Source organism: Embleya sp. NPDC005575, assembly GCF_040605455.1.
In the GTDB taxonomy this organism is placed as follows: domain Bacteria; phylum Actinomycetota; class Actinomycetes; order Streptomycetales; family Streptomycetaceae; genus Embleya.
This window is the reverse complement of sequence record NZ_JBEXCV010000069.1, coordinates 17273-42232: the sequence shown is the minus strand read 5'-3', so window position 1 is coordinate 42232 and position 24960 is coordinate 17273. Positions and strand designations below refer to the sequence as shown.

At 69.8% G+C, this 24960-nt stretch carries 26 protein-coding genes; 11 read left to right on the top strand and 15 right to left on the bottom strand.

Going from position 1 to position 24960, the window contains the following annotated elements; genetic code table 11:
* Positions 1-15: 15 nt before the first annotated feature.
* Both ABZS54_RS23060 and ABZS54_RS23055 read right to left on the bottom strand, forming a co-directional pair.
* Positions 16-1083, bottom strand: a complete 1068-nt coding sequence (locus ABZS54_RS23060) for a CNNM domain-containing protein (RefSeq protein WP_355539085.1) — start codon at positions 1081-1083, stop codon at positions 16-18.
* Positions 1080-2507 (bottom strand): hemolysin family protein, encoded by a 1428-nt coding sequence (locus ABZS54_RS23055; RefSeq protein WP_355539082.1) that lies wholly within the window; start codon positions 2505-2507, stop codon positions 1080-1082. Before ABZS54_RS23055 ends, ABZS54_RS23060 begins: the two co-directional genes overlap by 4 nt.
* 556 nt (positions 2508-3063) lie before the next feature.
* On the opposite strand from ABZS54_RS23055, the gene ABZS54_RS23050 reads away from it, so the two are divergent.
* On the top strand, positions 3064-3267 hold the full coding sequence (locus ABZS54_RS23050) for a hypothetical protein (protein ID WP_158695784.1): 204 nt from the start codon (positions 3064-3066) through the stop codon (positions 3265-3267).
* Positions 3268-3396: 129 nt separating this feature from the next.
* Here the strand turns inward: ABZS54_RS23050 and ABZS54_RS23045 are convergent, their stop codons facing one another.
* The 6 genes from ABZS54_RS23045 to ABZS54_RS23020 all read right to left on the bottom strand — a co-directional run bounded on the left by ABZS54_RS23045 (position 3397) and on the right by ABZS54_RS23020 (position 9389).
* Complete coding sequence (locus ABZS54_RS23045; protein ID WP_355539079.1) at positions 3397-4047, bottom strand: response regulator transcription factor; 651 nt, start codon at positions 4045-4047, stop codon at positions 3397-3399.
* Positions 4011-5324 carry a sensor domain-containing protein gene (locus ABZS54_RS23040; RefSeq protein ID WP_355539077.1) on the bottom strand — a complete coding sequence of 438 codons (1314 nt, stop codon included), beginning with the start codon at positions 5322-5324 and terminating at the stop codon, positions 4011-4013. Before ABZS54_RS23040 ends, ABZS54_RS23045 begins: the two co-directional genes overlap by 37 nt.
* Positions 5325-5468: 144 nt before the next feature.
* Positions 5469-6209: an alpha/beta hydrolase gene (locus ABZS54_RS23035; protein WP_355539074.1), complete on the bottom strand. Its 741-nt coding sequence runs from the start codon at positions 6207-6209 to the stop codon at positions 5469-5471.
* 103 nt (positions 6210-6312) lie between these two features.
* Positions 6313-7452, bottom strand: coding sequence for a magnesium and cobalt transport protein CorA (locus tag ABZS54_RS23030; protein ID WP_355539071.1), 1140 nt, complete (start codon positions 7450-7452; stop codon positions 6313-6315).
* 237 nt (positions 7453-7689) lie between these two features.
* On the bottom strand, positions 7690-8604 hold the full coding sequence (locus tag ABZS54_RS23025; protein ID WP_355539068.1) for an SDR family oxidoreductase: 915 nt from the start codon (positions 8602-8604) through the stop codon (positions 7690-7692).
* Positions 8605-8609: 5 nt separating this feature from the next.
* On the bottom strand, positions 8610-9389 hold the full coding sequence (locus tag ABZS54_RS23020; RefSeq protein WP_355539066.1) for an enoyl-CoA hydratase/isomerase family protein: 780 nt from the start codon (positions 9387-9389) through the stop codon (positions 8610-8612).
* 533 nt (positions 9390-9922) lie between these two features.
* On the opposite strand from ABZS54_RS23020, the gene ABZS54_RS23015 reads away from it, so the two are divergent.
* The 3 genes from ABZS54_RS23015 to ABZS54_RS23005 all read left to right on the top strand — a co-directional run bounded on the left by ABZS54_RS23015 (position 9923) and on the right by ABZS54_RS23005 (position 12039).
* A complete protein-coding gene (locus ABZS54_RS23015) occupies positions 9923-10237 on the top strand; it encodes a hypothetical protein (RefSeq protein WP_355539063.1) in 315 nt (104 codons plus the stop codon).
* A gap of 381 nt (positions 10238-10618) precedes the next feature.
* On the top strand, positions 10619-11587 hold the full coding sequence (locus ABZS54_RS23010) for a helix-turn-helix domain-containing protein (RefSeq protein ID WP_355539060.1): 969 nt from the start codon (positions 10619-10621) through the stop codon (positions 11585-11587).
* Positions 11584-12039 carry a GNAT family N-acetyltransferase gene (locus tag ABZS54_RS23005; RefSeq protein ID WP_355539057.1) on the top strand — a complete coding sequence of 152 codons (456 nt, stop codon included), beginning with the start codon at positions 11584-11586 and terminating at the stop codon, positions 12037-12039. Before ABZS54_RS23010 ends, ABZS54_RS23005 begins: the two co-directional genes overlap by 4 nt.
* Positions 12040-12176: 137 nt before the next feature.
* On the opposite strand, the gene ABZS54_RS23000 is transcribed toward ABZS54_RS23005, so the two are convergent.
* Together ABZS54_RS23000 and ABZS54_RS22995 are read right to left on the bottom strand one after the other, a co-directional pair.
* Positions 12177-12431: a hypothetical protein gene (locus ABZS54_RS23000; protein ID WP_158695782.1), complete on the bottom strand. Its 255-nt coding sequence runs from the start codon at positions 12429-12431 to the stop codon at positions 12177-12179.
* 49 nt (positions 12432-12480) lie between these two features.
* Complete coding sequence (locus ABZS54_RS22995) at positions 12481-13722, bottom strand: MFS transporter (protein ID WP_355539053.1); 1242 nt, start codon at positions 13720-13722, stop codon at positions 12481-12483.
* A 57-nt stretch (positions 13723-13779) separates the two neighbouring features.
* Between ABZS54_RS22995 and ABZS54_RS22990 the strand changes: the two genes are divergently transcribed.
* Together ABZS54_RS22990 and ABZS54_RS22985 are read left to right on the top strand one after the other, a co-directional pair.
* Positions 13780-14655, top strand: coding sequence for an acyl-CoA thioesterase domain-containing protein (locus tag ABZS54_RS22990; RefSeq protein WP_355539050.1), 876 nt, complete (start codon positions 13780-13782; stop codon positions 14653-14655).
* Positions 14656-14694: 39 nt separating this feature from the next.
* The gene (locus ABZS54_RS22985; RefSeq protein WP_355539047.1) at positions 14695-15069 is read left to right on the top strand and encodes a VOC family protein; all 375 of its coding nucleotides are present in this window, start codon (positions 14695-14697) and stop codon (positions 15067-15069) included.
* A gap of 113 nt (positions 15070-15182) precedes the next feature.
* Here the strand turns inward: ABZS54_RS22985 and hpnH are convergent, their stop codons facing one another.
* Complete coding sequence (gene hpnH, locus ABZS54_RS22980) at positions 15183-16187, bottom strand: adenosyl-hopene transferase HpnH (protein WP_355539044.1); 1005 nt, start codon at positions 16185-16187, stop codon at positions 15183-15185.
* A 140-nt stretch (positions 16188-16327) separates the two neighbouring features.
* Between hpnH and ABZS54_RS22975 the strand changes: the two genes are divergently transcribed.
* Positions 16328-16936, top strand: coding sequence for a TetR/AcrR family transcriptional regulator (locus tag ABZS54_RS22975; protein ID WP_355539041.1), 609 nt, complete (start codon positions 16328-16330; stop codon positions 16934-16936).
* A gap of 43 nt (positions 16937-16979) precedes the next feature.
* Here the strand turns inward: ABZS54_RS22975 and ABZS54_RS22970 are convergent, their stop codons facing one another.
* From ABZS54_RS22970 to ABZS54_RS22955, 4 genes are read right to left on the bottom strand one after another with little or no spacing between them, the layout of a single operon-like run.
* Positions 16980-18452 (bottom strand): penicillin-binding transpeptidase domain-containing protein, encoded by a 1473-nt coding sequence (locus ABZS54_RS22970; protein WP_355539038.1) that lies wholly within the window; start codon positions 18450-18452, stop codon positions 16980-16982.
* The gene (locus ABZS54_RS22965) at positions 18449-19825 is read right to left on the bottom strand and encodes an FtsW/RodA/SpoVE family cell cycle protein (RefSeq protein WP_355539035.1); all 1377 of its coding nucleotides are present in this window, start codon (positions 19823-19825) and stop codon (positions 18449-18451) included. The genes ABZS54_RS22970 and ABZS54_RS22965 overlap by 4 nt, the downstream gene beginning before the upstream one ends.
* A gap of 53 nt (positions 19826-19878) precedes the next feature.
* Positions 19879-20661 (bottom strand): ABC transporter permease, encoded by a 783-nt coding sequence (locus tag ABZS54_RS22960; RefSeq protein ID WP_355539032.1) that lies wholly within the window; start codon positions 20659-20661, stop codon positions 19879-19881.
* Complete coding sequence (locus ABZS54_RS22955; RefSeq protein WP_355539029.1) at positions 20658-21383, bottom strand: ABC transporter ATP-binding protein; 726 nt, start codon at positions 21381-21383, stop codon at positions 20658-20660. The genes ABZS54_RS22960 and ABZS54_RS22955 overlap by 4 nt, the downstream gene beginning before the upstream one ends.
* 159 nt (positions 21384-21542) lie before the next feature.
* Between ABZS54_RS22955 and ABZS54_RS22950 the strand changes: the two genes are divergently transcribed.
* The 4 genes from ABZS54_RS22950 (at position 21543) to ABZS54_RS22935 (ending at position 24958) form a co-directional block, all read left to right on the top strand.
* Positions 21543-22796, top strand: coding sequence for a histidine kinase (locus ABZS54_RS22950; RefSeq protein ID WP_355539026.1), 1254 nt, complete (start codon positions 21543-21545; stop codon positions 22794-22796).
* Positions 22793-23443, top strand: coding sequence for a response regulator transcription factor (locus ABZS54_RS22945; protein ID WP_355539023.1), 651 nt, complete (start codon positions 22793-22795; stop codon positions 23441-23443). Before ABZS54_RS22950 ends, ABZS54_RS22945 begins: the two co-directional genes overlap by 4 nt.
* Before the next feature lie 281 nt (positions 23444-23724).
* On the top strand, positions 23725-23982 hold the full coding sequence (locus tag ABZS54_RS22940; RefSeq protein WP_355539020.1) for a hypothetical protein: 258 nt from the start codon (positions 23725-23727) through the stop codon (positions 23980-23982).
* A gap of 52 nt (positions 23983-24034) precedes the next feature.
* Entirely contained in the window at positions 24035-24958 is a 924-nt protein-coding gene (locus ABZS54_RS22935; RefSeq protein ID WP_355539017.1) for an SPFH domain-containing protein, read from the top strand.
* The last annotated feature ends 2 nt before the right edge of the window (positions 24959-24960 follow it).

Genomic DNA, 24960 nt, shown 5'->3' with positions numbered 1-24960 from the left:
CTCGCGCCTCATGCGTTACGCCGCACTCGCGCCCAGGACGCTGCCGAGGAGGTCGTCGAGGCCGACCAGCCCCAGCAGGCTGCCGTCGGCGGCGTGCACCAGGGCCAGCGACGCGCGGCGTTCCTGGAGGGCGGCCACGGCGCGCTGGATCGGGGTGTCCACACCCAGGGTGAGTACCGAGGTGGCCAGCTCGCCGGCGGTGTTGCCGGAGCTCTGGGTGCGCGACGTAAGCACCTTGCGGATGTGCACGACGCCGAACAGCGTGCCGTCCTCGCTCCGCACCAGCAGCCGGTTGCGGCCGTTGCGCCGGGACATCGCGACGATCTCGTCCGGCCCCGCGTCGGCCGGCACCGAGTCGATCTCGGCGGTCGGCACGACCAGTCGGGCCAGCGCTTCGGTGTGCGTGCGCAGCGTGCCGGAGAGCACGTCGTGCGACGAGCCGTCGATCAGGCCGAGCCGGCGGGACTCACCGACCAGGCGGCGCAACCCCTCGGCGTCCTTGGGGTGGGACAACTCGTCCTTGGGGTCGACCCCGGCCAGTCGCAGGATCGCGTTGCTGACCCCGTTCATCGCCAGCAGCAGCGGCCGCACCACCCGGGTGTAGCCGCGGAAGGACGGCGCGAGCACGAGCGCGACCTTCTCGGGGCCGGCGATCGCCCACGACTTGGGCGCCATCTCGCCCAGCACCATGTGCAGGATCACCACGACCACCAGCGCGATCGTGAACGCCACCGCGTGCCCCGCCGCGGCCGGCATGCCGACCGCGTCGAACAGCGGGTTGAGCATGGTCGCGATGGCCGGCTCGGAGACGATGCCCAGGCCCAGCGAACACATGGTGATGCCGAGTTGGGCACCGGCCAGCATCAGCGACAGCTCACGCACGCCGGCCAGTGCCGACTTCGCGCCACGCTTGCGCTCGGCGACCAGCGCCTCCAGGCGGTGGCGGCGCGCGGCCACCATCGCGAACTCGGCGGCGACGAAGAACGCGTTGCCCACGAGCAGCGCGATCGTGACGGCCAGCGCCGGCCACAGGCCGAGGTCCAGCGAGCCCAGGCCACCACCGGAGGCCAGGGACGGGGTCATGCGGTCACCTCTGTGTTGCGTTTGGAGCGCCCCTCGGCACTCCATTCGGAAGCGTTCCGGGGGAACGCGGGAGCCGAGGTCAGCACCCGGATCCGGACCAGCGCCGGCACGTGCCGCTCGACCTCGAGCACCTCGATCTCGGTGTAGCGGATCGGCTCGTCGTCCTCGTCGGCCGCGCGCCCGGCACGCACCTCGTCGGGGTCGGGCACCCTGATCCGGTCGCCCACCTCGGGCAGTCGGCCCAGGTGCGCGATGACCAGGCCACCGAGCGTGTCGTACGGGCCGTCCGGCAGCTCCGCGCCGACGATCCGCTCGGTCTCGTCCACGCGCAGCCCCGCGTCCAGCCGCCACCAGCCGTCCTCGGGCTCGGTGTCGACGGGGTCCTCGTCGTCGCTCTCGTCGGCGATCTCGCCGACCAGCTCCTCGGCCACGTCCTCGTAGGTGACGATTCCAGCCAGGCCGCCGTGCTCGTCCAGCACGACCGCGAACTCCTCGTGGGCGGCCCGCAGCTGTTCGAGCAGCGAGGCCAGCCCGGCGGTGTCCGGGACGAGCAGCGCCGGGCGCGCGATCGACCCGGCGGTCACGTGCGCGGCGTCCTCGGGCGCCACCTCCAAGAGGCAGGCCACGCCGACCACGCCCAGCACGTCGTCCACCCGCTCACCGACCACCGGATAGTGCGAGTGGCCGCACTCGGCGACCAACTCGATCAACTCGGCGGCGGTGGTCTCGGCCCGCACCCGGACCACGTCCGGGCGCGGAACCATCACCTGGTCCACGGTCAGGTCGCCGAAGGCGATCGCGCGGCGCAGGATCCCGGACAGGGCGGGGTCGAGGTCGCCGTCCCGGCCGGCCTCGTCGACGATGTGCGCGAGTTCCTCGGTGGTGGCTCCGCCGTGCAGCTCCTCGACCGGCTCGATGCCGATCGCTCGCACGATGCGGTTGGCCAGCGTGTCGAAGAGGCGGATCAGCGGGCCGGCGACCTTGAGGTAGACCAGCGTGGGTCGGCCGAGCAGGATCGCCACCCGCTCGGGTTCGGCGATGCCCCAGTTCTTGGGGACCAGCTCTCCGAGCACCATCTGGATCGCGGTGGCGACCGCGAAGCCGAGGATCAGCGAGATCACCGGGACCACGCCGTCGGGGACGGCGATCAGGTCCAGGAGGGGGGAGATCACCGCCGCGAGCGCGGGTTCGGCGATGAAGCCGACCAGCAGGGCCGTCACGGTGATGCCCAGCTGGGCGCCGGACAGCATGAACGAAAGTCGCCCCATCACGGTCATCGCCCGCGCAGCGGCCTTGTCGCCGGATTCGGCACGGCGGCGCAGCAGGCTCCGATCGGCCGCCACGTAGGCGAACTCCTGGGCGACGAAGAAACCGGTACCGAGGGTCAGCACGACGATCGCGGCTATGCCCAGAGCCGCGGTCATGAGACCGCCTCCCGGACGTCGCGGCTTCGATCACAGTCTCGGGAGGGACCGGTACTAGGGGGGTCCGTCTCTTGGGCGGACACGCACGCTCCTTGCTCGACTTGCTCAACGGGTAATTCAGGGTCAAAACACTTACCACGCCGAACGTATCATCGCGCGCGCTTGTTCCCCGGGCCCGGGCGCGGAAGCGTGCGAAAGGCGTCGGATTCGAACCGGTAGCAAAAGATGCTTGGCTTTGTGCCCCGCGTCATGACAATCTGTGCTTCCTCGAACACCGTGTGGTGATCAGCCTCCGTCGAGTGCGTGCGACCCGTGCGCTGCGGCGAGGGGAGTACACAAGTGCAACGCCTCCTGCGGAAGGCGTCGCGAAGTTCATCCGTACGGGGGAGCGACCCACGCCTTCCCGTCCGGAAGATTGGTACCGGGAACCTGCACCGCCGCAATGACGTTGACAACATCAGACGGGGGCAGCGTGTACGACAGCAGCCCTGATCCGGCCGACGCCGGCTCGCCCGAGGTGCCCGCATCGCACCTCCCAGCGCGCGAGAAGGAGACCATGCCTCGCACACTCGACGACTACGCCGTGTCGCTCGCCGCGTTGAAGGCCTACGACATCACCGGCGTTCGTCCACGCGACCTCCGCCGCTTCCGCGATTTCGGAGAACTGCCGGACGGCGTGCCCGAGGCCGTCGTGCTGCGCGCCCAGCGCATCGTGGAGGAGGAACGGGATCGGTTGTTGCGGCTGACCACCGGTTCGTGAGCATCCGCGCGGTGGCCCAACCCGGCCGTCCGCGGTGAGAGCGATCCCACCCGACCGCCGTGTGGTCGACGGCTTCACCCGGTCGCATTCGTCCGGAATTTCCCTGATCGAGGCTCCGTCGCCTCCGTGTCAGTTGCTCCCGTTGAGATAGGCCAGCACCGCGAGCACGCGCCGATTCGTCTCGTCCGACGTGTTGATCGACAACTTCGCGAAGATGTTCGTGGTGTGCTTGCTCACCGCACCCTCCGAGACGAACAGCCGCCCCGCGATGGCCGCGTTCGAACAACCCTCGGCCATCAACTCCAGCACCTCGCGCTCCCGCGGCGTCAGCTGCGCCAACGGTTTGTCCCGCACGTTGCGGGCGAGCAGTTTCGAGATCACCTCGGGGTCCATCGCGGTGCCCCCCGACGCGACCCGGCGGACCGCGTCCACGAACTCGTCCGTGTCGAACACCCGGTCCTTGAGCAGGTAGCCGACCGCACCGGTGCCGTCCGCGAGCAACTCGCGGGCGTACAACTGCTCCACGTACTGCGACAGCACCAGGATCGGCAGCCCCGGAACACGCCGACGGGCCTCCAGGGCGGCTTGGAGGCCCTCGTCGGTGAAGGTCGGCGGAAGCCGGACGTCGACGACCGCGACGTCCGGCTTGTGTTCCACCAGGGCCCGGAGCAATTCCGGGCCGTTGTCCACGGCGGCGACGATCTCGAAGCCGTGGGCCTGGAGCAGGCGGACGAGCCCGTCCCTCAGGAGGGCGAGGTCTTCCGCGAGGACAAGTCGCACGGCAACTCCATGATCACAGTCGTCGGGCCGCCCTCGGGGGAGTGCAGGGCGAGCGTTCCGTCGAATGTATCGAGTCGCCGTTCGATGCCGCGCAGACCGGTGCCCTTCATCAGGTCGGCACCGCCGACGCCGTCGTCGGTGACGGTGATCCGCAACTTGCCGTCCACGTAGGTCAGATCGATCTCGACGTGCTGTCCGCCGGAGTGCTTGGCCGCGTTGGTGAGCACCTCGGTGACCGCGAAGTAGGCGGCGGATTCCAGCGGGAGTTCGGGCCGGGCGGGCAGCGTGACGTTGACGTTGACGTCGAGCGGGCTCTCCAGGGCCACCGCGCGCACCGCGTCGCCCAGACCGCGGTCGGAGAGCACCGGCGGGTGGATGCCCCGGACCAGGTCGCGCAGTTCGTGCAGGGCCTTGGCGGAGGCGGCGCGGGTCTCGGCGAGCAGCGTGCGGGCCGCCTCCGGGTCGGTGCTCAGCAGCGCCTCCGCGGCGCCCAGGTTCATGCCCATCGCGACCAGGCGGGCCTGCGCGCCGTCGTGCAGGTCGCGCTCGATCCGGCGCAGTTCGGCCGCCGAGGCGTCCACGGCGTCGGTCCGGCTCTCGGTCAGGTGCTGGACCCGCAGCGCCAACTCGGCCTCCTTGGTGGGGGCGAGCAGGGATCGGTTCCACAGCGCGTTGACCCGGGCGAACCAGGGGGCCATGGCCAGGCCGGCGATCATCTGGAACAGGCCCCACGGCATCGCGAGACCGGCCCGTTGCGAGCTGTCCACCTTGATGAACGTGTACCACTGCGGGTCGACGTGTCGGTAGGCCACCTCCCACAGGAAGGGCATCAGCACGCCGTGCAGGCCGTTCATGATCAGCATCATCGGGAAGCACGCGAGCAGCAGGCTCGACGGCAGGTACAACAGTGCCCACAGCAGGTCCCGCCAGGTGGCCCCCTCGGTGACGGTCTGCCGGGTGCGCTGCCACAACCCGGTTATGCCCTTGCCCTGCGGCAGCCGCCGGTAGGGGATCGCGATCGGGACGCCGGACCACGAGTCCATCGCGGTGCGGGTCAGGTTGGCGGTGGCGCGCAGCAGCAGTACCAGCGGAAAGAAGAACAGCAGGCCGACGCCGAGCGGTACGAGTGCCATGAACACGATGCAGGTGATGAACAGCGCGAGGGTCGGTACGGAGAGGAAGACCAGCACGAAGCCACGCCAGGCGGACAACAGCGCCCGACCGAACCGCCAACCCCTCGCCGGCGGATCGGCGCTTTGCGGCGTGAGCGTGCTCATAGGGGTCCTCCCGTGGATGTGCCGTGCACTGCTGGTGGCACCAGTGTGTCGGGCAGCGACCGAGCAGGTCACTGGGGAGGCACCCCACGCGGGGGTGGGGCTGGGCCCACCCCCGCATACCGGTCGGCCGGCTTCGCGTATGAATCAAGCAGCGATGTCCGACAACAACCGGGCCAGTTCCTCGGGGCGGGAGAACATCGGCCAGTGGCCGGTCGGCAGGCCGTGCACGCTCCTGTCCTCGGCCAGCGCGAACTCGGCCATGAACGGGTGTTTCTGCGCGATCATGGCCTCGACCTGCTCGGCCGGGAACAGGCACGTGATCATGTGCGCGGGCACCTTGAGCCGGGCCGGGTCGCCGACCTGCTCGCCACTGGCCGCCACCGCGTACGGCTGCGCCACCGCGCGGGTGCGCAGCGTCTCGAGATCGGCGGGGGTGAGTCCGTCGAGCATCTCGGCCGCCAGTGTCGGATCCCACGGGTAGGTGTATCGGCCGTCGCCGCGCTCGGCCACCTCGGCCTCGATCCGGGCCCGCTCGGCGGGCTCGGTCAGGTCCAGGAGCGAGACCCCCTCGGACACCGGGCCGGAGTCCACATAGACGATCCGGGCGATTCGGTCCGGGATCCGACCCAGTGCCTCGTAGGCGGTGAACGCGCCGCCGGAGTGGGCGGCCAGGACCACGTCGGTGAGGCCGCGCGAGGTGATCTCCTCGACCAGGGCGTCGGTCTGCGCCGCGAGGTCGATTCCGGTGACGTCGGCGGCCTCGTCCGCCAGGCCCGGCAGCGTCACCGCGAGCACGTCGTGGCCGGCGGCCCGCAGCGGTTCGGCGACCCGGTCCCACGCCCATGCGCCGAGCCAATAGCCGGGAATGAGAACAATGTGCGCCATGGTGGTGCTCCTCCGGTGCTGATTCGGGTGCGTCTTCCTGCGAAAACGATCCTGGACCGGATACCTGACAGAACACGACAGGTACCTGGCTCCGGCGTTTTGCTCAGAGCCAGTTCCGGCGTTTGAAGATGAGATAGAGGACCACGCAGACCAAAACCATCAGGCCGACCGCGAAGGGGTAGCCGAGTGTCCAGTGCAGTTCGGGCATGTCGTCGAAATTCATCCCGTACACGGTGCCGATCAGGGTCGGTGCGAACAGGATGGCGGCGTACGCGGAGATCTTCTTGACCTCCTCGTTCTGCGCGTTGCTGGCGGCGGTGAGCTGCTTCATCTCCTCGTTCTGGGCCTGGGTCACCACGATCGCGTTGACGCGCATGATGCCTTCGAGCAATTGTCGGAAGCCGGCCACGCGTTCCACGGCGATCGTCGCGTGGTCTTGGACGTCGCGCAGGTAGCGGCGCAGCTCCTGGTCCACGTGGTACTTGTCGAAGCCGGTGGACAGGTCGGTGAGCATGAGCAGGAGCGGCCGGGTCGCGCGCTGGAACTCGATGACTTCGCGGGAAAGTTCGTAGATCCGCCGGGACACGTTCGGGGCGCCGAGGAATGCCTCCGCCTCGATCTCGTCGATGTCGTTCTGCAGGCCGCCGACGACCGGGGCGTAGGCGTCCACGACGCTGTCCAGGATCGCGTACAGCACCGCTTCCGGACCCTGGCGCAGGAGTTCGGGCCGGTCCTCGGCCCAGCGGCGGACGGCGCGCAGGTCGGGCGACTCGGAGTGGCGGACGGTGACCACGAAGTTGGCGCCGAGGAAGACGTGCAGCTCGCCGAAGTCGACCTCCTCGAGGTCGTCGAGGTAGCGGGCCGCGCGCAGCACCACGAACAACGTCTCCCCGTAGCGTTCGAGCTTGGGCCGCTGGTGGGCCACGATCGCGTCCTCGATGGCGAGCGCGTGCAGGTCGAACTCCTCGGCGGCGGAAAGGAGTTGGCTCTCGGATGGGCGGTAGAGCCCGATCCAGGCCATCGCGCCGGGTCGGGCGTGCAGTTCGCGGTAGGTCTCGGCGAGCGTGCTCGGCGAGGCGACCCGTGCCCCGTCCACGTAGATTGCCGCGTCGATCAGGCTGTGCTCGACCGGCGGCGGTTCCGGGGAGTCCGCCGCACGCGGGTCCATCGAGCGCTCGGGCGGCTCGGGCGGTTCGCTCACACCGTGTCTGCGGGCGCGGAAGGGCAGACGCCGATCGGACATGCGGGGCTCCGAGACACTGGGCGGCGAAGAGCACGGACGTGACATCGGGCCGGACGCGTCAGGAAATCGCGACCGACCCGACCGTCGTATTGCCCCTTTTTTCGCACAGATATTACGGATTTATGCCATATGGCGATTTGCCTGCCGGAAGCGCCGGAAGCGCCGGAAGCGCCGGAAGCGCCGGAAGCGCCGGAAGCCGGAGCGCCGGGGTTTGCCCGCGCGCCGACCAGGGCGGGCCTACGGCAGCTCGAACGGGCCCTTGCCCATTTGCTGCCGCACGGTGACCACCGGCGGGTTGACCAGGCCGCGGCGCTGCCAGTTGGCGCCGTCCACGACCAGGGTGTGGCCGGAGATGAAACGCGCATAGGGCGAGGCCAGGAAGGTCGCGGCCCAACCCAGTTCGCGCGGTCGGCCGACGCGCATCGCGGGCTGGCAGGGGTCCTTGTCGTGGATGCCGGCCGGGTTGTCCTTGCCGGCCAGGTTTTCTTTGATGGCGGCGGTCATGTCCTCGTGCGGGAACAGACCCGGGACCAGGCCGTTGACCTGGATCCCGTACGGGCCCCACTCGACGGCCAGGGTCTCGACCATGTTCTTCACGCCCGCCTTGGCCGCCGCGCTGTGGGCGAAGCCGGGGCCGCCGGTCCAGGCGTAGGACGCGCCGATGTTGACGATCGAACCGGGCGTGCCGGCCGCCAGGTGTCGGCGGGCGAACTCGCGCGCGCAGAAATAGGTGCCGTTGAGGGTGATGTCCACGACGGTGCGCCACGCGTTGGGGGACATCTCCTCGGCCGGCACCGGGAAGTTGGCCGCCGCGTTGTTGATCAGCACGTCCGGGAGCCCGAACGCGTCGACGGCCGCGTCGAAGGCCGCCGCGATCTCGGCGGGCTCGCGGATGTCGCAGGCCACGGTGAACACCTTCGCGCCCACCTCGGTCAGCGCTTCGCGGGCCGCGTCCAGGTGGTCCTCCTTGCGGCTGGCCACCACCAGGTTCGCGCCCAGTCGGGCGAACTCGGTCGCGATCGCCTTGCCCAGGCCGGTGCCGCCGCCGGTGACGAACACCGTACGGTCCGCGTAGGTCCCGGCCGGCAGCGCGCCGGCGCCCAGGGCGGGCGGTTCGGGCAGGCCGATGATGCCGTCGGATGCCTCGGTCATGGGGGTCAGCTCCCGGTGTAGTGGGCGGGCCGCTGTTCGGCGCGGGCGGCGCGGAACTCGGCGTAGTCGTCCGACTTGTTGACGAAGGTCTGGGCGATCAGTTCCTCGGCCATCGAGGTGCGCACGGCGGGTTCGGCGAGGTGGCCGAGTACACGCCGGGCCATCTTGACGGTCACCGCCGGCGCGGCGGCGATCCGCTCGGCCATCTCGCGCACCGTGGCGTCCAGTTCGGCGGTGGGCACCACGCGCGAGACGATGCCGTGCGCGTACGCCTCGGCGGCGTGCATCGGGCGGCCGGTGAGCACCATGTCGGCGGCCACCCCGGGCCCGCAGATCTGGTACAGCCGAGCCACGCCGCCGGTGTCCGGGATCACCCCGTGCGTGGTCTCCGGCAACATGAACCGAGCGCCCTCGGCGGCTACCCGAATGTCGCACAACAGCGCGCGCTGGAAGGACGCGCCGATCGACCAGCCCTGGCAGGCCACCAGCACCGGCGCGTCCAACTCGAACAACTGCTGGACACCGCGATGCCCGCGCGTCATCAACTGATGGTGCGTCAGCTCGATCCGGTGGCCCCCGATCGAGGACACGTCACGCCCGGAGGAGAAGGACTTGCCCTCCGCACGCCAGATCACCGCCCGAACCTCGGGCCGCTGCCGCAACTCGCCAAGGATCTGCCACAGCAGCTGATCCATGTCGTCGTCGAACGCGTTGTGCTTGTCCGGGTTGTTGTTGGTGATCGTCGCGATGGGTCCGTCGTAGTCGAGAAGCACCTTGTCTGCCATGACACCCTGGGATATCCCAACGCCGCACAGGAATCGAGGCCCACGACGGCCGTAACGACGCCAAGCGGGCAAGATCACAACCGGGGCGGGTCCTGCGGTTTACGGCACGGCGGCCCACCCGACGCGCGGCCGGACGCGGGTGCGTCGAAGGGGCCCGGATGGTGACGGCAAACGTGCACGGAGCCTTCTCGGCGCGCTTGGGGGCAGCCGAGGGCCGGCAAGCGGGAGCGGCTACTCGGGGCGCAACGATTGGGAAGCCCGGTCACCCCTCACCGGCAACCGGGCTGCCACAACCTGATGAATCGTCAGCGTACCGGAATGGTCGTTGACACGTGTCGCATGGGTCGGCTCGGTACCAAATCTTGACCGTTTCCGGCGCGTGGTCCCTGGCGTGTCGGGTAGATTCGCGCGCCTATTGGCCCACCACGGGGCCATGGCGATACCGCGAGGCGTGCGTTCCGCGGGTTGAAATGGGGGCTTGTCAGATGGTTCATCGTCTTCTCCGGCGTCTCGCCGGTCCGATCCTGCTCGCGGTGTTCGCGGCCGTGCTGACCGCTGTGCCCGCGCAGGCCGCGTCCGCGCCGGCTCAGGCGCAGGTGCGCCAGGTCTCGTCCGCTGCGGGGTCGACCGCGCTCACCTCGACCGGCGTGCAGACGGTCGCGGACACCTCGGCTCAAACCGCGTCGCACCGGGCCGCGGCGCAGCAGAGCCACCCGACCAAGAAGGCCAAGAAAAAGAAGAAGGGCTTCTTCAAGAAGGCCGGCAAGTTCATATTCGGGATCATCGGCATCATCGTCGTCGCGATCATCATCTTCTTCGTCTGGCGGGCACTCAAGCGCCGCAACTGATCGAGCGCTCCGCCCGATCGCCGCTCCGCGAAAGAGCGCTCCGCCCGTTCCGCACTCCCGTGCGATCCGGAACACACCGCGCGCCCGGCCCATGTCCCTGGGTCGGGCGCGCGGTCGTTCACCCGAAGCGTGCTCTGCCCCAAGCGCCTTCGGGCCTGCGTGCCGGTCAGTGGTGCCACGACCGGGTCTTGTTCCGATCGCGCGTGTCGGTCGATCGGCCCAGGGCCGACAGGCCACCGAGAATCATCGTGATCACCAGGAAAACCGCCAGAACTGTCATGCCTCAAGACTGCCAAATGCTTGCGCATACATCGAGTGGCAGGACTGCCTGATGTGCGCAATATCCTGCCATCTCGGCCGGCCTGCCGGCATGCTGGACGCATGCTGCGCAATGTGGTCGTGATCGTTCAGGACGGGGTCGCGCCTTTCGAACTCGGGGTGCTGTGCGAGGTGTTCGGCATCGACCGGAGCGAGGAGGGTTGCCCGGTCTACGACTTCGCCGTGTGCGCGGTCACCCCCGGCCGGGTCCGCGCCAAGGCCGGCTACGACCTGTACGCAGAGCACGGCCTCGACCGGGTCGCGCACGCGGACCTGGTCGCGATTCCCGCGTCCGCCGAGCACGACGAGAACGTGGCGCCCGATCCGCTGCTGCTGGACGCGCTGCGGGCGGCCGAGGCCAGGGGCGCGTGGATCATGAGCGTGTGCACGGGCGCCTTCACGCTGGCCCGGGCAGGCCTGCTCGACGGCCGGCGCTGCACGTCGCACTGGAAGTACACGGACCGCCTCGCCCGCCTGTATCCGAAGGCCGTCGTCGAACCGGACGTGCTCTACGTCGAGGACCGGCGGGTGATCACCAGCGCCGGTACCGCAGCCGGCATCGACGCGTGCCTGCACCTGGTGCGACTGGAGGACGGCACCCGGGTGGCCAACGCGATCGCCCGCCGCATGGTCGTGCCGCCGCACCGCGAGGGCGGCCAGGCGCAATACATCGCCCGGCCGCTGCCCGAGCGCTCCGGCAGCCCGCTCCGGGCCACCCTCCTGTGGATGGAGGAGCGCCTGGCCCGGGAGGTGACGGTCGATCAGATGGCCGAACACGCGCTGATGTCGCCGCGTACCTTCGCCCGCCGGTTCCAGCAGGAGACCGGCACCACACCCTACGAATGGCTCACCGCGCAGCGCGTGTTGCTCGCCCAGGAACTGCTGGAGCAGACCGACCTGCCGATCGACACCGTCGCCGAGCGCTCGGGCTTCGGTAGCGCGGCGACGCTGCGGCACCACTTCCTGCGCCGTCGCGGCACCACGCCGCAGAACTACCGTCGGACCTTCTGCCCCGGGAGTGCCACCGCATGACCGCACCGCCGATCCGCACCGCCCGTGCCGACGACTACGACGCCATCGTCGCGGTCCTGGACGCCTGGTGGGGCCGGCCGATGACCGGCAAGCTGCCCCGCCTGTTCCTCGACCACTTCCATCCGACCAGCCTGGTCGCCGAGGACGACGCCGGGCTCGGCGGCTTCCTGATCGGGCTGCTCTCGCCCGCGCACCCGGACCAGGCGTACATCCACTTCGCCGGCGTCCGGCCCGACCTGCGTCGATCCGGGACGGCGCGGGAGTTGTACGAGCGCTTCTTCGCCCTCGCACGTGCGGACGGGCGCACGCTGGTGCGCGCGATCACCGGCCCGGTCAACAGCGGTTCGATCCGCTATCACACGGCGATGGGCTTCACCGTGCACGGCCCGGTCGCGGATCTGGACGGTCCCGGCGCGGACCGCATGCGGTTCGAGCGAAGCCTGTCGGTGTGAGCACGAACACCCGACGCCGGCAGCCGAACGCGGACCGGTCCGCGGTGCCCGCGCCGGTTGTTGGTGTGGCCGCGTAACCCACGTCCTTCGATGGTCCGGTCCGACGCTCTCTTGCCCCTGTTCGGACCGGGCCGTCGTCAGGTCAGCTTGGCGGCGGCGCGCAGTGCGCGCATGATCTTGAACCGGTTAGGTCCGAGCACCATCATCGGATGCGCGTGCAGTGCGTGTATGGCGTTGCGTTCCGCTCGCACCGCCGCCGACCACTGACGGGTCAGTTCGGCGTCCAGCCGCCCGGGGTTCTCGCGCGCGAACGTCGTGACGACGTCGGCCGCGTGGTCGCGGTCCCGCTGAAGGGCAACCAGCTCAGCCGGGATTTCCGCCGGTTCATACATGCGGATCATCGTAGGTGGCAAGCCGCCTTCGACCTAGGACATGCGTGCGTCACACGTGCCGCGAATCCTGCGCACCCTGCGCCGGAGTCGGCTCCCGGTCCGGCCCGCGCTCGCCGCGACCCGCCGCGCAGTACAGCGCGACCGCGCCGCCCAGAGCCGCGGTGCCGAGCAGGATGATCCGGTAGTCGAGCACCGTCAACAGACCCGCGACGCCGAGGATGGCGAACGCTGTCGGTGCGAACATGATCGTCCCCGCGGTCGCCGCGACCCGGCCCACCAGGTGCCCAGGCGTCTCCCGCTGCAACACGGTCATCGTCGCCACGTGCACCGCCGGCAGCCCGAAGCCGATCGCCACGCTGCCGGCCACGACCACCGGCAGCCACTCGACCACCCGAAGCCCCACCCCGATCGCGAACAGCGCCAGGCCCGACACCGCGAACCCGCGCGAGCCGAGCCGGCGGATCAGGGTGCCCGCGCACAGCCCGACCGCCACGGACCCGGCGCCCTGCGCGGTGTACAGCACGCCCACGAACGCCGGCGGGCGTCCGAGTCCCTGGTCCACCACGGCGTAGATCGCACCGCCGCTGATCCCGGACACCAGCATCGCCAGGCCGCCGGAGAGCACCAGGCGGCGCAGGGGACGATGCGCCCACAGATAGCCCATGCCGGCCGTGGCCTGCCCCCACCACCCGGTCTCGGCCTTTGCCCGGACCGGCTGATCGAAGCGCATCAGCGCGAAGACACCGGCGGCGAGGACGAACGTTCCCGCGTCCAACAGCGCGACGGTGTGCCCGCCGGACCACGCGAACAGGCCCGCGCCCGCCAGGGGGGCAATCAGCTTCATTCCCTCGGCTGCGCTGAGCCGCATCCCATTCAGGTCGCCCAGGATGCCCGGCGCGACGCCGGCCGTGAGCGCGGTCGACTCGGCGGCGTCCAGGAGCACGAAGCCGATGCCGTAGCCGAACATCACCACGAACAGGATCCACACCTGATCGTCCGAGCGCACGGTCAGGGTGAGGGTCAACAGCGCGGCGAGCACCAGGTTGACGGCCAGGAGCAGTCGTTTCGCGGGCCATCGGTCCGCGGCCGCGCCGAGCAACGGGCCGAACAGGGTCGGTGCGAACACCCCGAGCGCCATCAACGCCGCCACGCTGTCCGACCCGGTCAGCGTCTTGGCCCAAACCCCGGCCACGAGAGACATCGCGCTGCTGCCGAAGCTGGAGATCACCACTCCGCTCAGATACAGCCCCGCGTTGCGATCCCTCAGCACCTTTACCGCGCCCCACGCCACGTGCCCACCGTGCCCCTCGTTGTCGATGTCGCGGCTCTCCTTGCTGTACTAGCAGTCATGAGCAGCGCCGTCACCCAATTTGTCGATGAAGTTGAGCCGACTCGACTCAAGTCCGATCTATACGAGGGGAAAAGCCCTGATCCGGACGCCTTTCGAGTCTTCGGCGGCTGGTTGGTCGCGCAGGCGCTTGCCGCCGCCGGGGCCACCGTCGACGGCGACCGGGTACCCCATTCGCTGCACGCGTCGTTCCTGCGGCCGGCCGATTCCACGCTGCCGCTGATCCACCGGGTCACCCGGACCCTTCAGGGCCGGACGCTGAGCCACCGTCAGGTCGACGTGCTCCAGGCGGACAAGGTCGTCGTACACCTGGTCGCGTCCTTCCGGGTGACCCGCGCCGAGTCGCCGTTCGACCACGCGCCGAGCGCACCCGCCGTGCCCGACCCGACGACGCTGCCCACGCTCGCGCAGCGGCTGGATGCGCTGAACGGCCCGCTGCGCCGGCCGCAGTTGGTCCGGCGCAACCCGGTGGACCTGCGCTTCGTCGAGCCGCCCACGTGGGCCGACGAGACGTCCACCGCGCGACCACCACACAACGCGCTGTGGTGCCGCGCCGACGGCGAACTGCCGGATCGCCCGCTGCTGCACGCGTGCGCCGTCGCCTACGCGACCGACCTGAGCATCCTGGACACGCTGGTATTGCCGCACGCCGCGGCCCTGGGCCGGCGCTGGATTCCCCGGGCCAGCCTGGATCACTCGATTCGGTTCCATCGCCCGTTCCGCGCGGACCGGTGGTGGCTCTACGACCAGGAGGGCACCACGCTGCACGCCGCACACGGCACGGTGCACGGCCGGATCTTCGACGCTGCGGGCACGCTGTTTGCGACGGTGAGTCAGGAGGCACTGTTCGGCGAGCCGGTCGAACACCGGTCGTGATGCCGCCGAGGGCCGGTGGCGCCTGCCGAGGGAGTGCGCATGTTGCAGGTCGGAAAGGTCTCACTGAACGTCAGCGACCAGGACGCGGCGAAGCGCTTCTGGGTCGACAAGATGGGCTTCGAGGAGGTCATGGACACGCCGATGGGCGAAGCCGGCAGCCCGCGCTGGATCGAGGTCCGCGCCCCGGGCGACAGCATCACGCTGATCCTGTTCAGTCACCGCTTCGACATGGAGAAGGTCGGCTCGCTCAACAACGTGTTGTTCACGTGCGACGACCTCCAGAGCACCTATCGGGAACTGGTCGCCAGGGGCATCGACTTCCCGGACAAGCCCGCTCAGCAGGAATGGGGCTGGTGGGCCACCTTCCGCGACAACGAGGGCAACTTCTACGGATTGACCCAGCGCAACCCGTGACCGCGTTCCGCCGACGCCACTGCGCCGTCGCGGTTTTGTCGGGCCGGTGATCCGGCTGCGGCGGGATCGGGACGTGGGGGTCGACGGAGCATCGTCCGTCGACCCCGGGGCGGTCAGCCCGCGACGACCGCGCGGAGGCTTTCCTTGAGGGAGCCCATGGTGGCCAGGACGGCGGTGGGTTCGTAGCCGCAGTGCGCCATGCAGTTGTCGCAGCGCGGGTCCTTGTCGCGCCCGTAGTTCTCCCACTCGGTGTCGGTGAGCAACTCCTGGTAGCTCTGCACGTAGCCGTCGCCCATCAGGTAGCAGGGCTGTTGCCAGCCGAGCAGCGAGTAGGACGGGATGGCCCACGGCGTGCACTCGAAGTCGCGCTTGCCCTCCAGGAAGTCGAGGAAGAGCGCGGAGTGGTTGAGCCGCCACTTCTTGCGGTTGCCGCCGGCGAAGGCGGAGGCGAACAGCTTCCGGGTCTGCTCGACGCCCAGGAACCGGCTCTGCACCGGGGCCTTTTCGTAGGCGTAGGCGGGGGAGATCTGGATCCGGTCGACCTTGAGGTCGTCGTTGAGGAAGTTGAGCACGTCGACGATGTTCTCGGGGGAGTCCGTGTTGAAGAACGTGCTGTTCGTGTAGACCTGGAATCCGGCCGCCTTGGCCATCTTGACCGCGGCCACGGCCTCGTCGAAGACGCCTTCCTTGTCCACCGCCTGGTCGTGCTTCTCGCGCAGACCGTCGATGTGCACCATCCACGCGAAGTTCTTGTTCGGCTTGAACTTGTGCAGGTGCTTGGGCAGCAGCACGGCGTTGGTGCAGATGATCACGAACTTCTTGCGCTTGAGCAGTTCCTCGACGATCCGGTCGATCTGCTTGTGCATCAACGGCTCGCCGCCGGCCAGCGACACCATCGGCGCGCCGCATTCCTCCACGGCTGCGACGGCCTGCTCGACCGACATGCGCTTGCGCAACACATCGTGCGGCTGCTGGATCTTGCCGCACCCGCCGCACTTGAGGTTGCAAGCGAAAAGCGGCTCGACCTCCACGATCATCGCGAACTTGTCGACCCGCTTGATCTTCTGCTTGACCAGGTGAGTGCCGATTTTCACAGCCAGGTTCAGCGGCAGGCCCATGACCGTCGCATCCTCTCTATCCCCGAACCCGGGGGCGTCGGCGTCCGCAGAAACTCGACTCGGCGTGGCGTCGTTGCCCGGGTGTGCCCGATGATGACAACATCTTCAAACATACAGGCTGTACGTCACGTGGGGGTTGTATGGCGGTCACGCGTCGGGCACAACATGTCGCGGACACGCGTGCGGCTCTGCTGGCCGCGGCGCGCGAGCTGTTCGCGACCCAGGGTTATGCGCAGACCGGCACCGAGGAGATCGTGGCCCGGGCCCGGGTGACCCGGGGTGCGCTGTATCACCACTTCAAGGACAAGGCCGATCTGTTTCGCGCGGTCATGCAGAACGTCGCGGCGGAGGCGGCCGAAGTGCTGGTCGCCCACGAGATGCGTCATGCCCAGGACCACCCCAGCGAACCGTGGGATCAGCTGCGGCACGGATTCCAGTCGTTTCTGGACGTGTGCACGACCGGGGACTTTCAGCGGATCGTGCTGGTGGACGGGCCGGCGGTGCTCGGGCCCGGGTCGTGGGACGCGCTCGTGGACGAGCACGGACACGGGCTGTTGGCCGCCTGGTTGCGGCAGGCGATGGACAACGGCGAGATCGACGAGTTGCCGGTGCCGCCGCTGGCCCGGCTGCTTGCTTCGCTGATCTCGGAGGCGAGCATGTACACCGCGCGTGCCGCCGACCCCGCGAACGCGCGGCGTGAGGTGGGTCAGGTCATCGACCGGGTGCTGGCCGGGCTGCGCAAGGGCTGACCGGGGCGCGCGAGCCGGCGGCGAGGCGGCCCCGGCGGGGTGCTCATCGAGTGGCCAACACCGCGGACATCACGGCCTTGGCGATCGGGGCGGCGAGGCCGCCGCCGGTGATGTCGGCGCGGTCGGCCGAGCCGTCCTCGACCACGACGGCGACCGCCACGGCAGGTTTGGCGTCGGCGCCGGCCTTCGCGTAGGCGATGAACCAGGCGTAGGGCACGGCCCGGTTGTTCTCGCCGTGCTGGGCGGTGCCGGTCTTGCCGCCGACGACGGCGCCGTCGATCCGCCCGTTGCCGCCGGTGCCGGTGGTGACCACGTCCTCCATCATCTTCTGCAATCGGCGTGCCACCGGCGGGGAGACCGCGCGGGCCAGGGTCTCGTGGTCGGTGGTGTGCACGGTGCTGCCGTCGCTGCGGGTGAGCCGCTCGACCAGGTACGGCCGCATCACCTCGCCGTCGTTGGCGACGCCTGCGGCGACCATCGCCATCTGGAGCGGGGTGGCCCGGGTGTCGAACTGGCCGATCGAGGACAGTGCGGTCTGCGGGCGATCCGGATGTCTCGGAAACACGCTCTCGGTGACCGCGATCGGGATCCGCAGCTTCGGATCGTCGAAGCCGAACGCTTTGGCCTGCCGGCGCATCACCTCGGCGCCCATGTCGACCCCGAGCTTGGCGAACACAGTGTTGCAGGACATAGCCAGCGCGTAGCGCAGCGACGCGTCGCGGCAGCCGGAGACCTCGTTGCCGAGTCGGGTGCGCGACTCGGGCAGCGGATAGGGATCGGGCGAAGCGGTCGGCTTGTCCGGATCGGCGACCATGCCCGAGGCGAGCGCCGCCGCGGCCGTGACCACCTTGAAAGTGGAGCCCGGGGGATAGGTCTCGCGCAGCGCGCGATTGAGCATCGGCCGGTCGGGGTCGGCGTCCAGCGTGGTCCATGCGGTCCGGGTCGCCTTGTTGGCACCGGCCAGCCTGCCCGGGTCGTAGGACGGCGTGCTCACCAGGGCCAGGATCGCGCCGGTGGCGGGGTCGAGCGCGGCCACCGCGCCCTTGTTGCCGGTGCTCGCGAGGCCGGCGAACGCGGCCTGTTGGGCGGCGGGCAGGATCGTGGTGGCCACGTTGCCGGCGGGACTGCGCCTGCGGGTGATCGCGGTGATTACCGGCCATGCGCCCAGCCGCGGATCGGTGCCCGCCAGGAGGTCGTCCTCGACGCCTTCGAGCAGCGAGGCGCCGTAGAGCTGGGATGCGTAGCCGGTGACCGGGGCGTAGAGCGGGCCGTCGGTGTAGCTGCGGCCGTAGGCCAGGTCGGAGGATGTGGCGGTGTGCGGCGAACCGGTGATCGGCCGGTCGGCCACCAGGATGTCGCCGCGTGCCTGCTGGTAACGCACGATCTGCGGACGGCGGTTGCCCGTCATGTGGTCGTAGGCGTCGGCCTTGTGCGCCATGAGCCAGGTGCCGTTGCCGAGCAGCGCCAAAAGCAGCAGCAGACAGAATCCGGCCGCTCGCCGGGCGGTGATGATCACGCGTGCACCTCCTCGGGCAGCGGGCTGGGTTCCTCGATCGGCGCGGGTGGTCGGCGGCCCCGGTCGCTGACCTTCATCAGCAGTGCGATCAGTGCCCAGTTGGTGACCACGGACGAGCCGCCCTGAGCGAGGAAGGGCATGGTCATGCCGGTGAGCGGGATCAGCGCGGTCACTCCGCCCGCGACCACGAACACCTGGATGGCCAGCACGGCGGAGAGGCCGTAGGCGAGCAGCGAGCCGAACGCGTCCGGCGCGGTCAAGCCGGCCCGGAAGCCGCGCGCGACCAGCAGCGCGTAGAGCACGAACAGCGCGGCGATGCCGGTCAGTCCGAGCTCCTCGCCGACGGTGGCCAGGATGAAGTCGCTCTTGGCGGCGAAGCCGACCAGGATCGAGTGCCCCAAACCGAGGCCGGCGCCGAGCAGGCCGCCGGCCGCGAAACAGAACAGGGACTGGGCCAGTTGGCCCGGGCCGAGCCCCGCGTGGATGCTCGCGAACGGATCCAGCCAGTTCTGCACGCGGCTGTGCACGTGGGGTTCGGCGGAGCCGACCACGAACGCGCCGAGTGCGATTAGGATGAGGCCGACCAGAATCCAGCTGATGCGTGCGGTTGCGACGTAGAGCATCACCACGAATGCGCCGAAGTAGAGCAGGGACGTGCCCAGATCGCGCTCCAGGATCAGGATGCCGACCGAGGCCAACCAGACCGCGACGACCGGCCCGAGGTCGCGGCCGCGCGGCAGGTTCACGCCGCAGAACCGACGGCCGATCATCATCAGCGTCTCGCGCGTGGTGGCGAGGTAGGACGCGAAGAAGACGACCAGGATGATTTTGGCGAACTCGCCGGGCTGTAGCGAGAAGGGGCCCAGTCGGATCCACACCTTGGCGCCGTTGATGGCCGGGAAGAAGACGGGGACGATCATCAGGAACAGGGCCACGGCAGCCGCGAGGTATGCGTACTTGCCCAGGGTGCGGTGATCGCGCACGGCGATCATCACCACCGCGAACAGGATCACTCCAATGGCCGACCACATCAGTTGCGAGGGCGCGGCCTGCACCTTCGGCGTTTCCAGGTCGAGTCGGTAGATCAGCACCAGCCCCAGGCCGTTGAGCAGTGCGGCGATCGGCAGCAGCACCGGGTCGGCATACGGTGCGAAGCGGCGCACCAGAATGTGGGCGATCAGCACGAGAAAGCCGAGCCCGAGTCCGTATTTTGCGGTATCCGGTGGAACCGAGCCGTCCTTGGTCAGGCCGACGTTCGCGTAGGCGAAGACGGGGACCAGGACCGCGAAGACGAGCAGCAGGAACTCGGTGTTGCGCCGGGTGGGCGGCAGGGGCTTCCCTGCCGCCGTCTCGCGCCGCCGCCATCTGGACATGCGCCCTGGAATGCCCACAAGTGACCCTGGGTAACCGGAGGATCGCGTCGGTGTCAGGCGTCGCGCCGGCGTACCACCATCAGCGCGGTGGCCGCTGCGGCGATCGCCCACACCACCATCACCGCCAGGCCCGCCCACGGATCGAGTTCGTTGGCGTTGAAGTCGTGCAGCCGCATGATGCGTTGCCCGGCCCGGTCCGGCAGGAACCTGGCCACTTTGCGCACGCCCGGTATCGCGGTGAGCGCGGTGGTGCCCAGCAGGATCAGCGGTATCAGCAGGCCCATCGAGGCCATCGGCGTGCGCAGCACGAAGGTGACGCCGGCGCAGATCACCGCCAACAGCAGCAGGTAGGCCGCTTGACCGAAGGCCGTACGCCAGGTCTCCGTGGTGGTCAGCGAGATGTCGCCGTCGGGCATGAACACCCGGGCCGACAACGTGCAGGCCAGACTCGAGACGATGCCGGTGACCAGCGCCACCGCGGTGATCACGGTCAACTTCGCGGCCGCGAACACACGGCGGTCGGGCACCGCCGCGAGCGAGGCCTGGATGGTGCCGCTGCCGTACTCGCCCGCCACGGCCAACACGGCGAAGGCCACCAGCGCTATCTGGCCGACGTTGATGCCGTAGTGCACGAGGGTGAAGGGGTCGTATTCCGCGCCGTCCTCGCGGCGTTGGCCCTCGGCGACGAACGCGTCGACCAATATGCCGACGCCCACGGTCAGCGCCACCGCGACCACCGGCAACCATCGGGTCGAGGGCACCGAGCGGAGCTTGGTCCATTCGGCATGCAGCGCCGCCGGGAACGTGCCGCGCATCTGTGTCGTTGCCGTGCTCATGCGCGGCCACCTCCCACGAACTGCTCGTGTCCGGCGGTCAGCCGGAGATAGACGTCTTCCAAGGACTCGCCCTCGCCGACGAACTCGGCCAGCGAGGTGTCGGCCAACAGGCGCCCGCCGGCGATCACCACGAGGTGGTCGGCGGTCAGCGCCATCTCGCTCATGAGATGACTGGACAGGAACACCGTGCGGCCCTCGGCGGCCAGCGACCGGATCAGGTCGCGGATCCACCGGATGCCCTCCGGATCGAGGCCGTTGACCGGTTCGTCGAAGATCAGCACTCCCGGATCGCCCAACAACGCGGCGGCGATGCCCAGACGCTGGCGCATCCCGAGCGAGTAGGTGCCGGCCCGACGACGAGCCGCGTTGGTCAGGCCGACCCGGTCGAGCACCTCGTCCACCCGGGGGTCCGGTATGCGGTTGGACCGCGCGAGGTAGAGCAGATGGTCGCGGCCCCGGCGCCGCCGGTGCACAGCCCCCGCATCCAGCAGCGCTCCCACATGACGCAGCGGCTCGTGCAGTTCGCCGTAGACCCGGCCGTCGATCGTCGCGGCCCCGGCGGTGGGCCGGTCCAGACCGAGCACCATCCGCAGGGTCGTCGACTTGCCCGCGCCGTTGGGCCCGAGGAAGCCCGTCACCGTGCCGGCGGCGACCTCGAAGTCGAGGTCGTCGACCGCGAGAACGTCGCCATAACGCTTCGTCAGGTTGCGGATGCGGATCATCTGCTGTGCTCCCTCGGCTGCTTCGGAGTGGGCGCCGCCCGGTTGCTGCGGTGCCTCAAGACTGCGATTTCGGGACCCTCCGCCGGATCCCCCAACCGTGGGGATGGTCTCCCCCGGGCGGGGGAGGTCGCGCGCACGACGACCAGGCAGGATGGCGGCATGTCCCGCATCGCGCCACTTCGCACCACGCTCACCCGCCTCACCCGGCCGCTCGTCACGGCCTCCACCTACACGCGGGCCTTCCACCTGTTCACGGCCTTGGCACTGGGCGTCGCGGTCGCTCTGGTGTACCCGGGCCTGGAGGAGGAGGGCGGGGTCGCCAACGGGATCGCGTTGTTGGTCGTACCGATTCCGATCCTGGTCGCGTTCGGGCTGCTCGCCGAGGCGCGCCGGTTTGAGGGGTTCCTGGCCCGGCTGCTGCTGCGTCCCGGCGACGAGAGCGACATCGTGGTCACCCGGTCCCAGGGGTGGGCGGACCGATGGCGTACCGCGCTGTGGCTCGTGTTGCGGGTCGACCTGGCCTGGGTCGGCCTCGCGCTCACGGGCCAGTCGGTGTTCGTGGGGATCGCGATGATCGTGTCGCCGGCCACGGATATGGGTGTGACGTTCAACGGGCTCACCTTCGCGGGCGGTGTCGGGCATTGGTGGCTGATCCCGCTGGGCGTGCTCGTCATCGTCGGGGCGCTCTACTACCTGGCCGGCGTGGGTTGGGTGCTCACCCGGCTTGGCGCCAGGCTGCTCGGGCCGTCCGCGAACGAGCGCCTCGCGATAGCCGAGCGGCGGACCGAGCAACTGCTCGAACACAATCGGCTCGCCCGCGAATTGCACGACTCGATCGGCCATGCCCTGTCGGTGACGGTGCTTCAGGCCGGCGCCGCCCGGCAATTGCTGGACACCGATCCCGCCTTCGCGGACCGGGCGCTCGAAGCGATCGAGGAGACCGGCCGGCAAGCTCTGGAAGACCTGGAACGCATGTTGCTGCTGTTGCGTGACGCCCCGGAGCCGGCCGCACCTCGCCCCGGCCTGCCCGAGCTCAAGGTGCTGGTCGATGGCACACGCGGCGCGGGGGCCTCGGTCGCACTGCGGGTGTCGGGCGCCGTCGACGCGGTGCCGGCGGTGATCTCGCGCGAGGGCTATCGGATCGTGCAGGAGTCGCTCACCAACGTGCTGCGGCACGCGGGCCCGGTGCCAGTCGATGTGACCGTGGCGGTGGACGACCACGACGTCGAGCTGACCGTGCTGAGCAGCGCGCCCGCAGCGGGAGCGGAGCGGCGGGTGGTCGGCGCCGGCAGCGGCAGCGGACTGCGGGGCATACGCGAGCGGGCCGCGCTGCTTGGCGGCGAGGCCACCGCCGGTGTGCACGACGGCTACTGGCGGGTGCACGTGCGTTTGCCTCTACGGTGGGCGTCGTGACGATCAGGATCCTGCTGGTAGACGACGACGAACTGGTCCGGGCGGGCCTGCGGGCCATCCTGGGCGCACAGCCCGACTTGGAGGTCGTGGGCGAGGCCGACGACGGCGCAGGCGTGCTCTCGCTGGTCCGCTCGCTGCGCCCGGACGTGGTCGCGATGGACGTGCGCATGCCGCGCGTGGACGGGATCCAGGCCACCCGGGACCTGCTCGCGCACCTCGATCAGCCGCCCAAGATTTTGATCATCACCACCTTCGAGAACGACGAATACGTCTACGAGGCGCTGCGGGTCGGGGCACACGGCTTCCTGCTCAAGCGAGCCCGCCCCGCCGAGATCACCGGAGCGGTGCGAGCGCTGGCCACCGGAGATTCCCTGCTGTTCCCGGCCAAGTTGCGGGCGTTGGTCGAACGCCACGGGAAGGCGGCCCACGGTGACGCGGTGGCCCGGGCCAATCTGACCGACCGCGAGGCCGACGTGCTGCGGGCGATGGCCCGAGGGCTGAACAACGCCGAGATCGCCGCCGAACTGTTCCTGGGCACCGAGACGGTCAAGAGCCATGTGAGCGCACTGCTGGGCAAGTTGGGCGCCCGCGACCGCACCCAGGCGGTGATCGCCGCCTACGAGTCGGGTTTCGCCGGAGCCGGCTGACGGTCGGATCGGGTGCTGCGGGGTCGGTGGCGCGACTCGGGGCGCGGCCCCGGCCTCGTAAGCATCAGCGATGCCGACCGCGTCCCGCTGCGCATCGTGCGCGGCGCGATGCGCCTGAACCGATCGGCGCGACGTCGGGTGCTTGCTTCCGTGGGTCTGGGTCCTGCGGCTGTTCCCACGGCCGGCGGCGCGATCGAGCAGGCGCTCGGTCGGCTGTCCGGCCCGACCCGGCCCGCGCGTTCTTCGTACTGCGCGTTCTGGAGGCCCCGGACCCGGTCGAGGTGAACGAGTTCCTGCTCGCCGCCGGGGTCGAGTACGTCCTGGCCATAGAGACCGAGGCGGATGCCGGCACGACCGTGCCCGTGCCCGCGCCCGCGCTCCGCCCGGCCGGACGTCCGGCCCGCCCGCGCCACTCGCGCCACTCGCGCCCGCGCCGCGTGTGCCCCTCGGGTCGGCCGCTCACGCGCCCGCGCCTCCCGCCGGTCGGCGCCCGGCTGGGCGGCGTGTGGGAGAGAGGGTTGTCCCTTGGCATAAAGTGATATCACTTTGCTATGATGGTGATGGCAAGCCAAATCGAGCAGGAGTGACCACATGAGCGACCTCGGTCCCGAGTCCATCGTGGAAATGCCGGCCCCTCAGGTCCGGGAAAAGGTGGTGACCGGCGTCTCCGGTCTGCCCGCACTCACGGTCGGCGTGCTCTTCGTCGCCGGCGGCGTCGGGCTCACCGTCTTCGGCGCTCTGCTGCACGACGGTCAAAAGGTCGCGGCCGTCACCGCCGGCATCGTGATCATCGTCGCGGCGCTGTTCGCGCTCTGCGGTCTGACCACGGTGGCCCCCGGTGAAGCCCGAGTGCTCCAGCTCTTCGGGCACTACAAGGGCACGCTGCGCCGCGACGGCCTGCGCTGGGTGAACCCGTTCACCGACCGCACCAAGGTTTCCACGCGCATCCGCAACCACGAGACGCAGACCGCCAAGGTCAACGACAACGACGGCAACCCGATCGAGATCGCCGCGGTCGTGGTGTGGCAGGTCGAGGACACCGCACAGGCCAAGTTCGAGGTGGACGACTTCGAGGAGTTCGTCGCGATACAGACCGAGACCGCGGTGCGGCACATCGCCAACAGCTACCCGTACGACGACCACGGCAACGGCGGCATGTCCCTGCGTGACAACGCCGACGAGATCACCGGCAAGCTCTCCGCGGAGATCGGTGCGCGGGTCGCCTCGGCCGGGGTCAGCGTGGTCGAGTCGCGGATCACCCGGCTGGCCTACGCGCCGGAGATCGCCCAGGCGATGTTGCGCCGCCAGCAGGCGGGCGCGGTGGTCGCGGCCCGGCAGCGGATCGTCGAGGGCGCGGTGGGCATGGTCGAACTCGCGTTGAACCGGCTGGAGGAGGGCGACCTGGTCGAGCTGGACGACGACCGCCGCGCGGCGATGGTCAGCAACCTGCTCGTGGTGCTGTGCAGCGACCAGGCCACCCAGCCGGTGGTCAACACCGGTTCCCTCTACGCATAGTC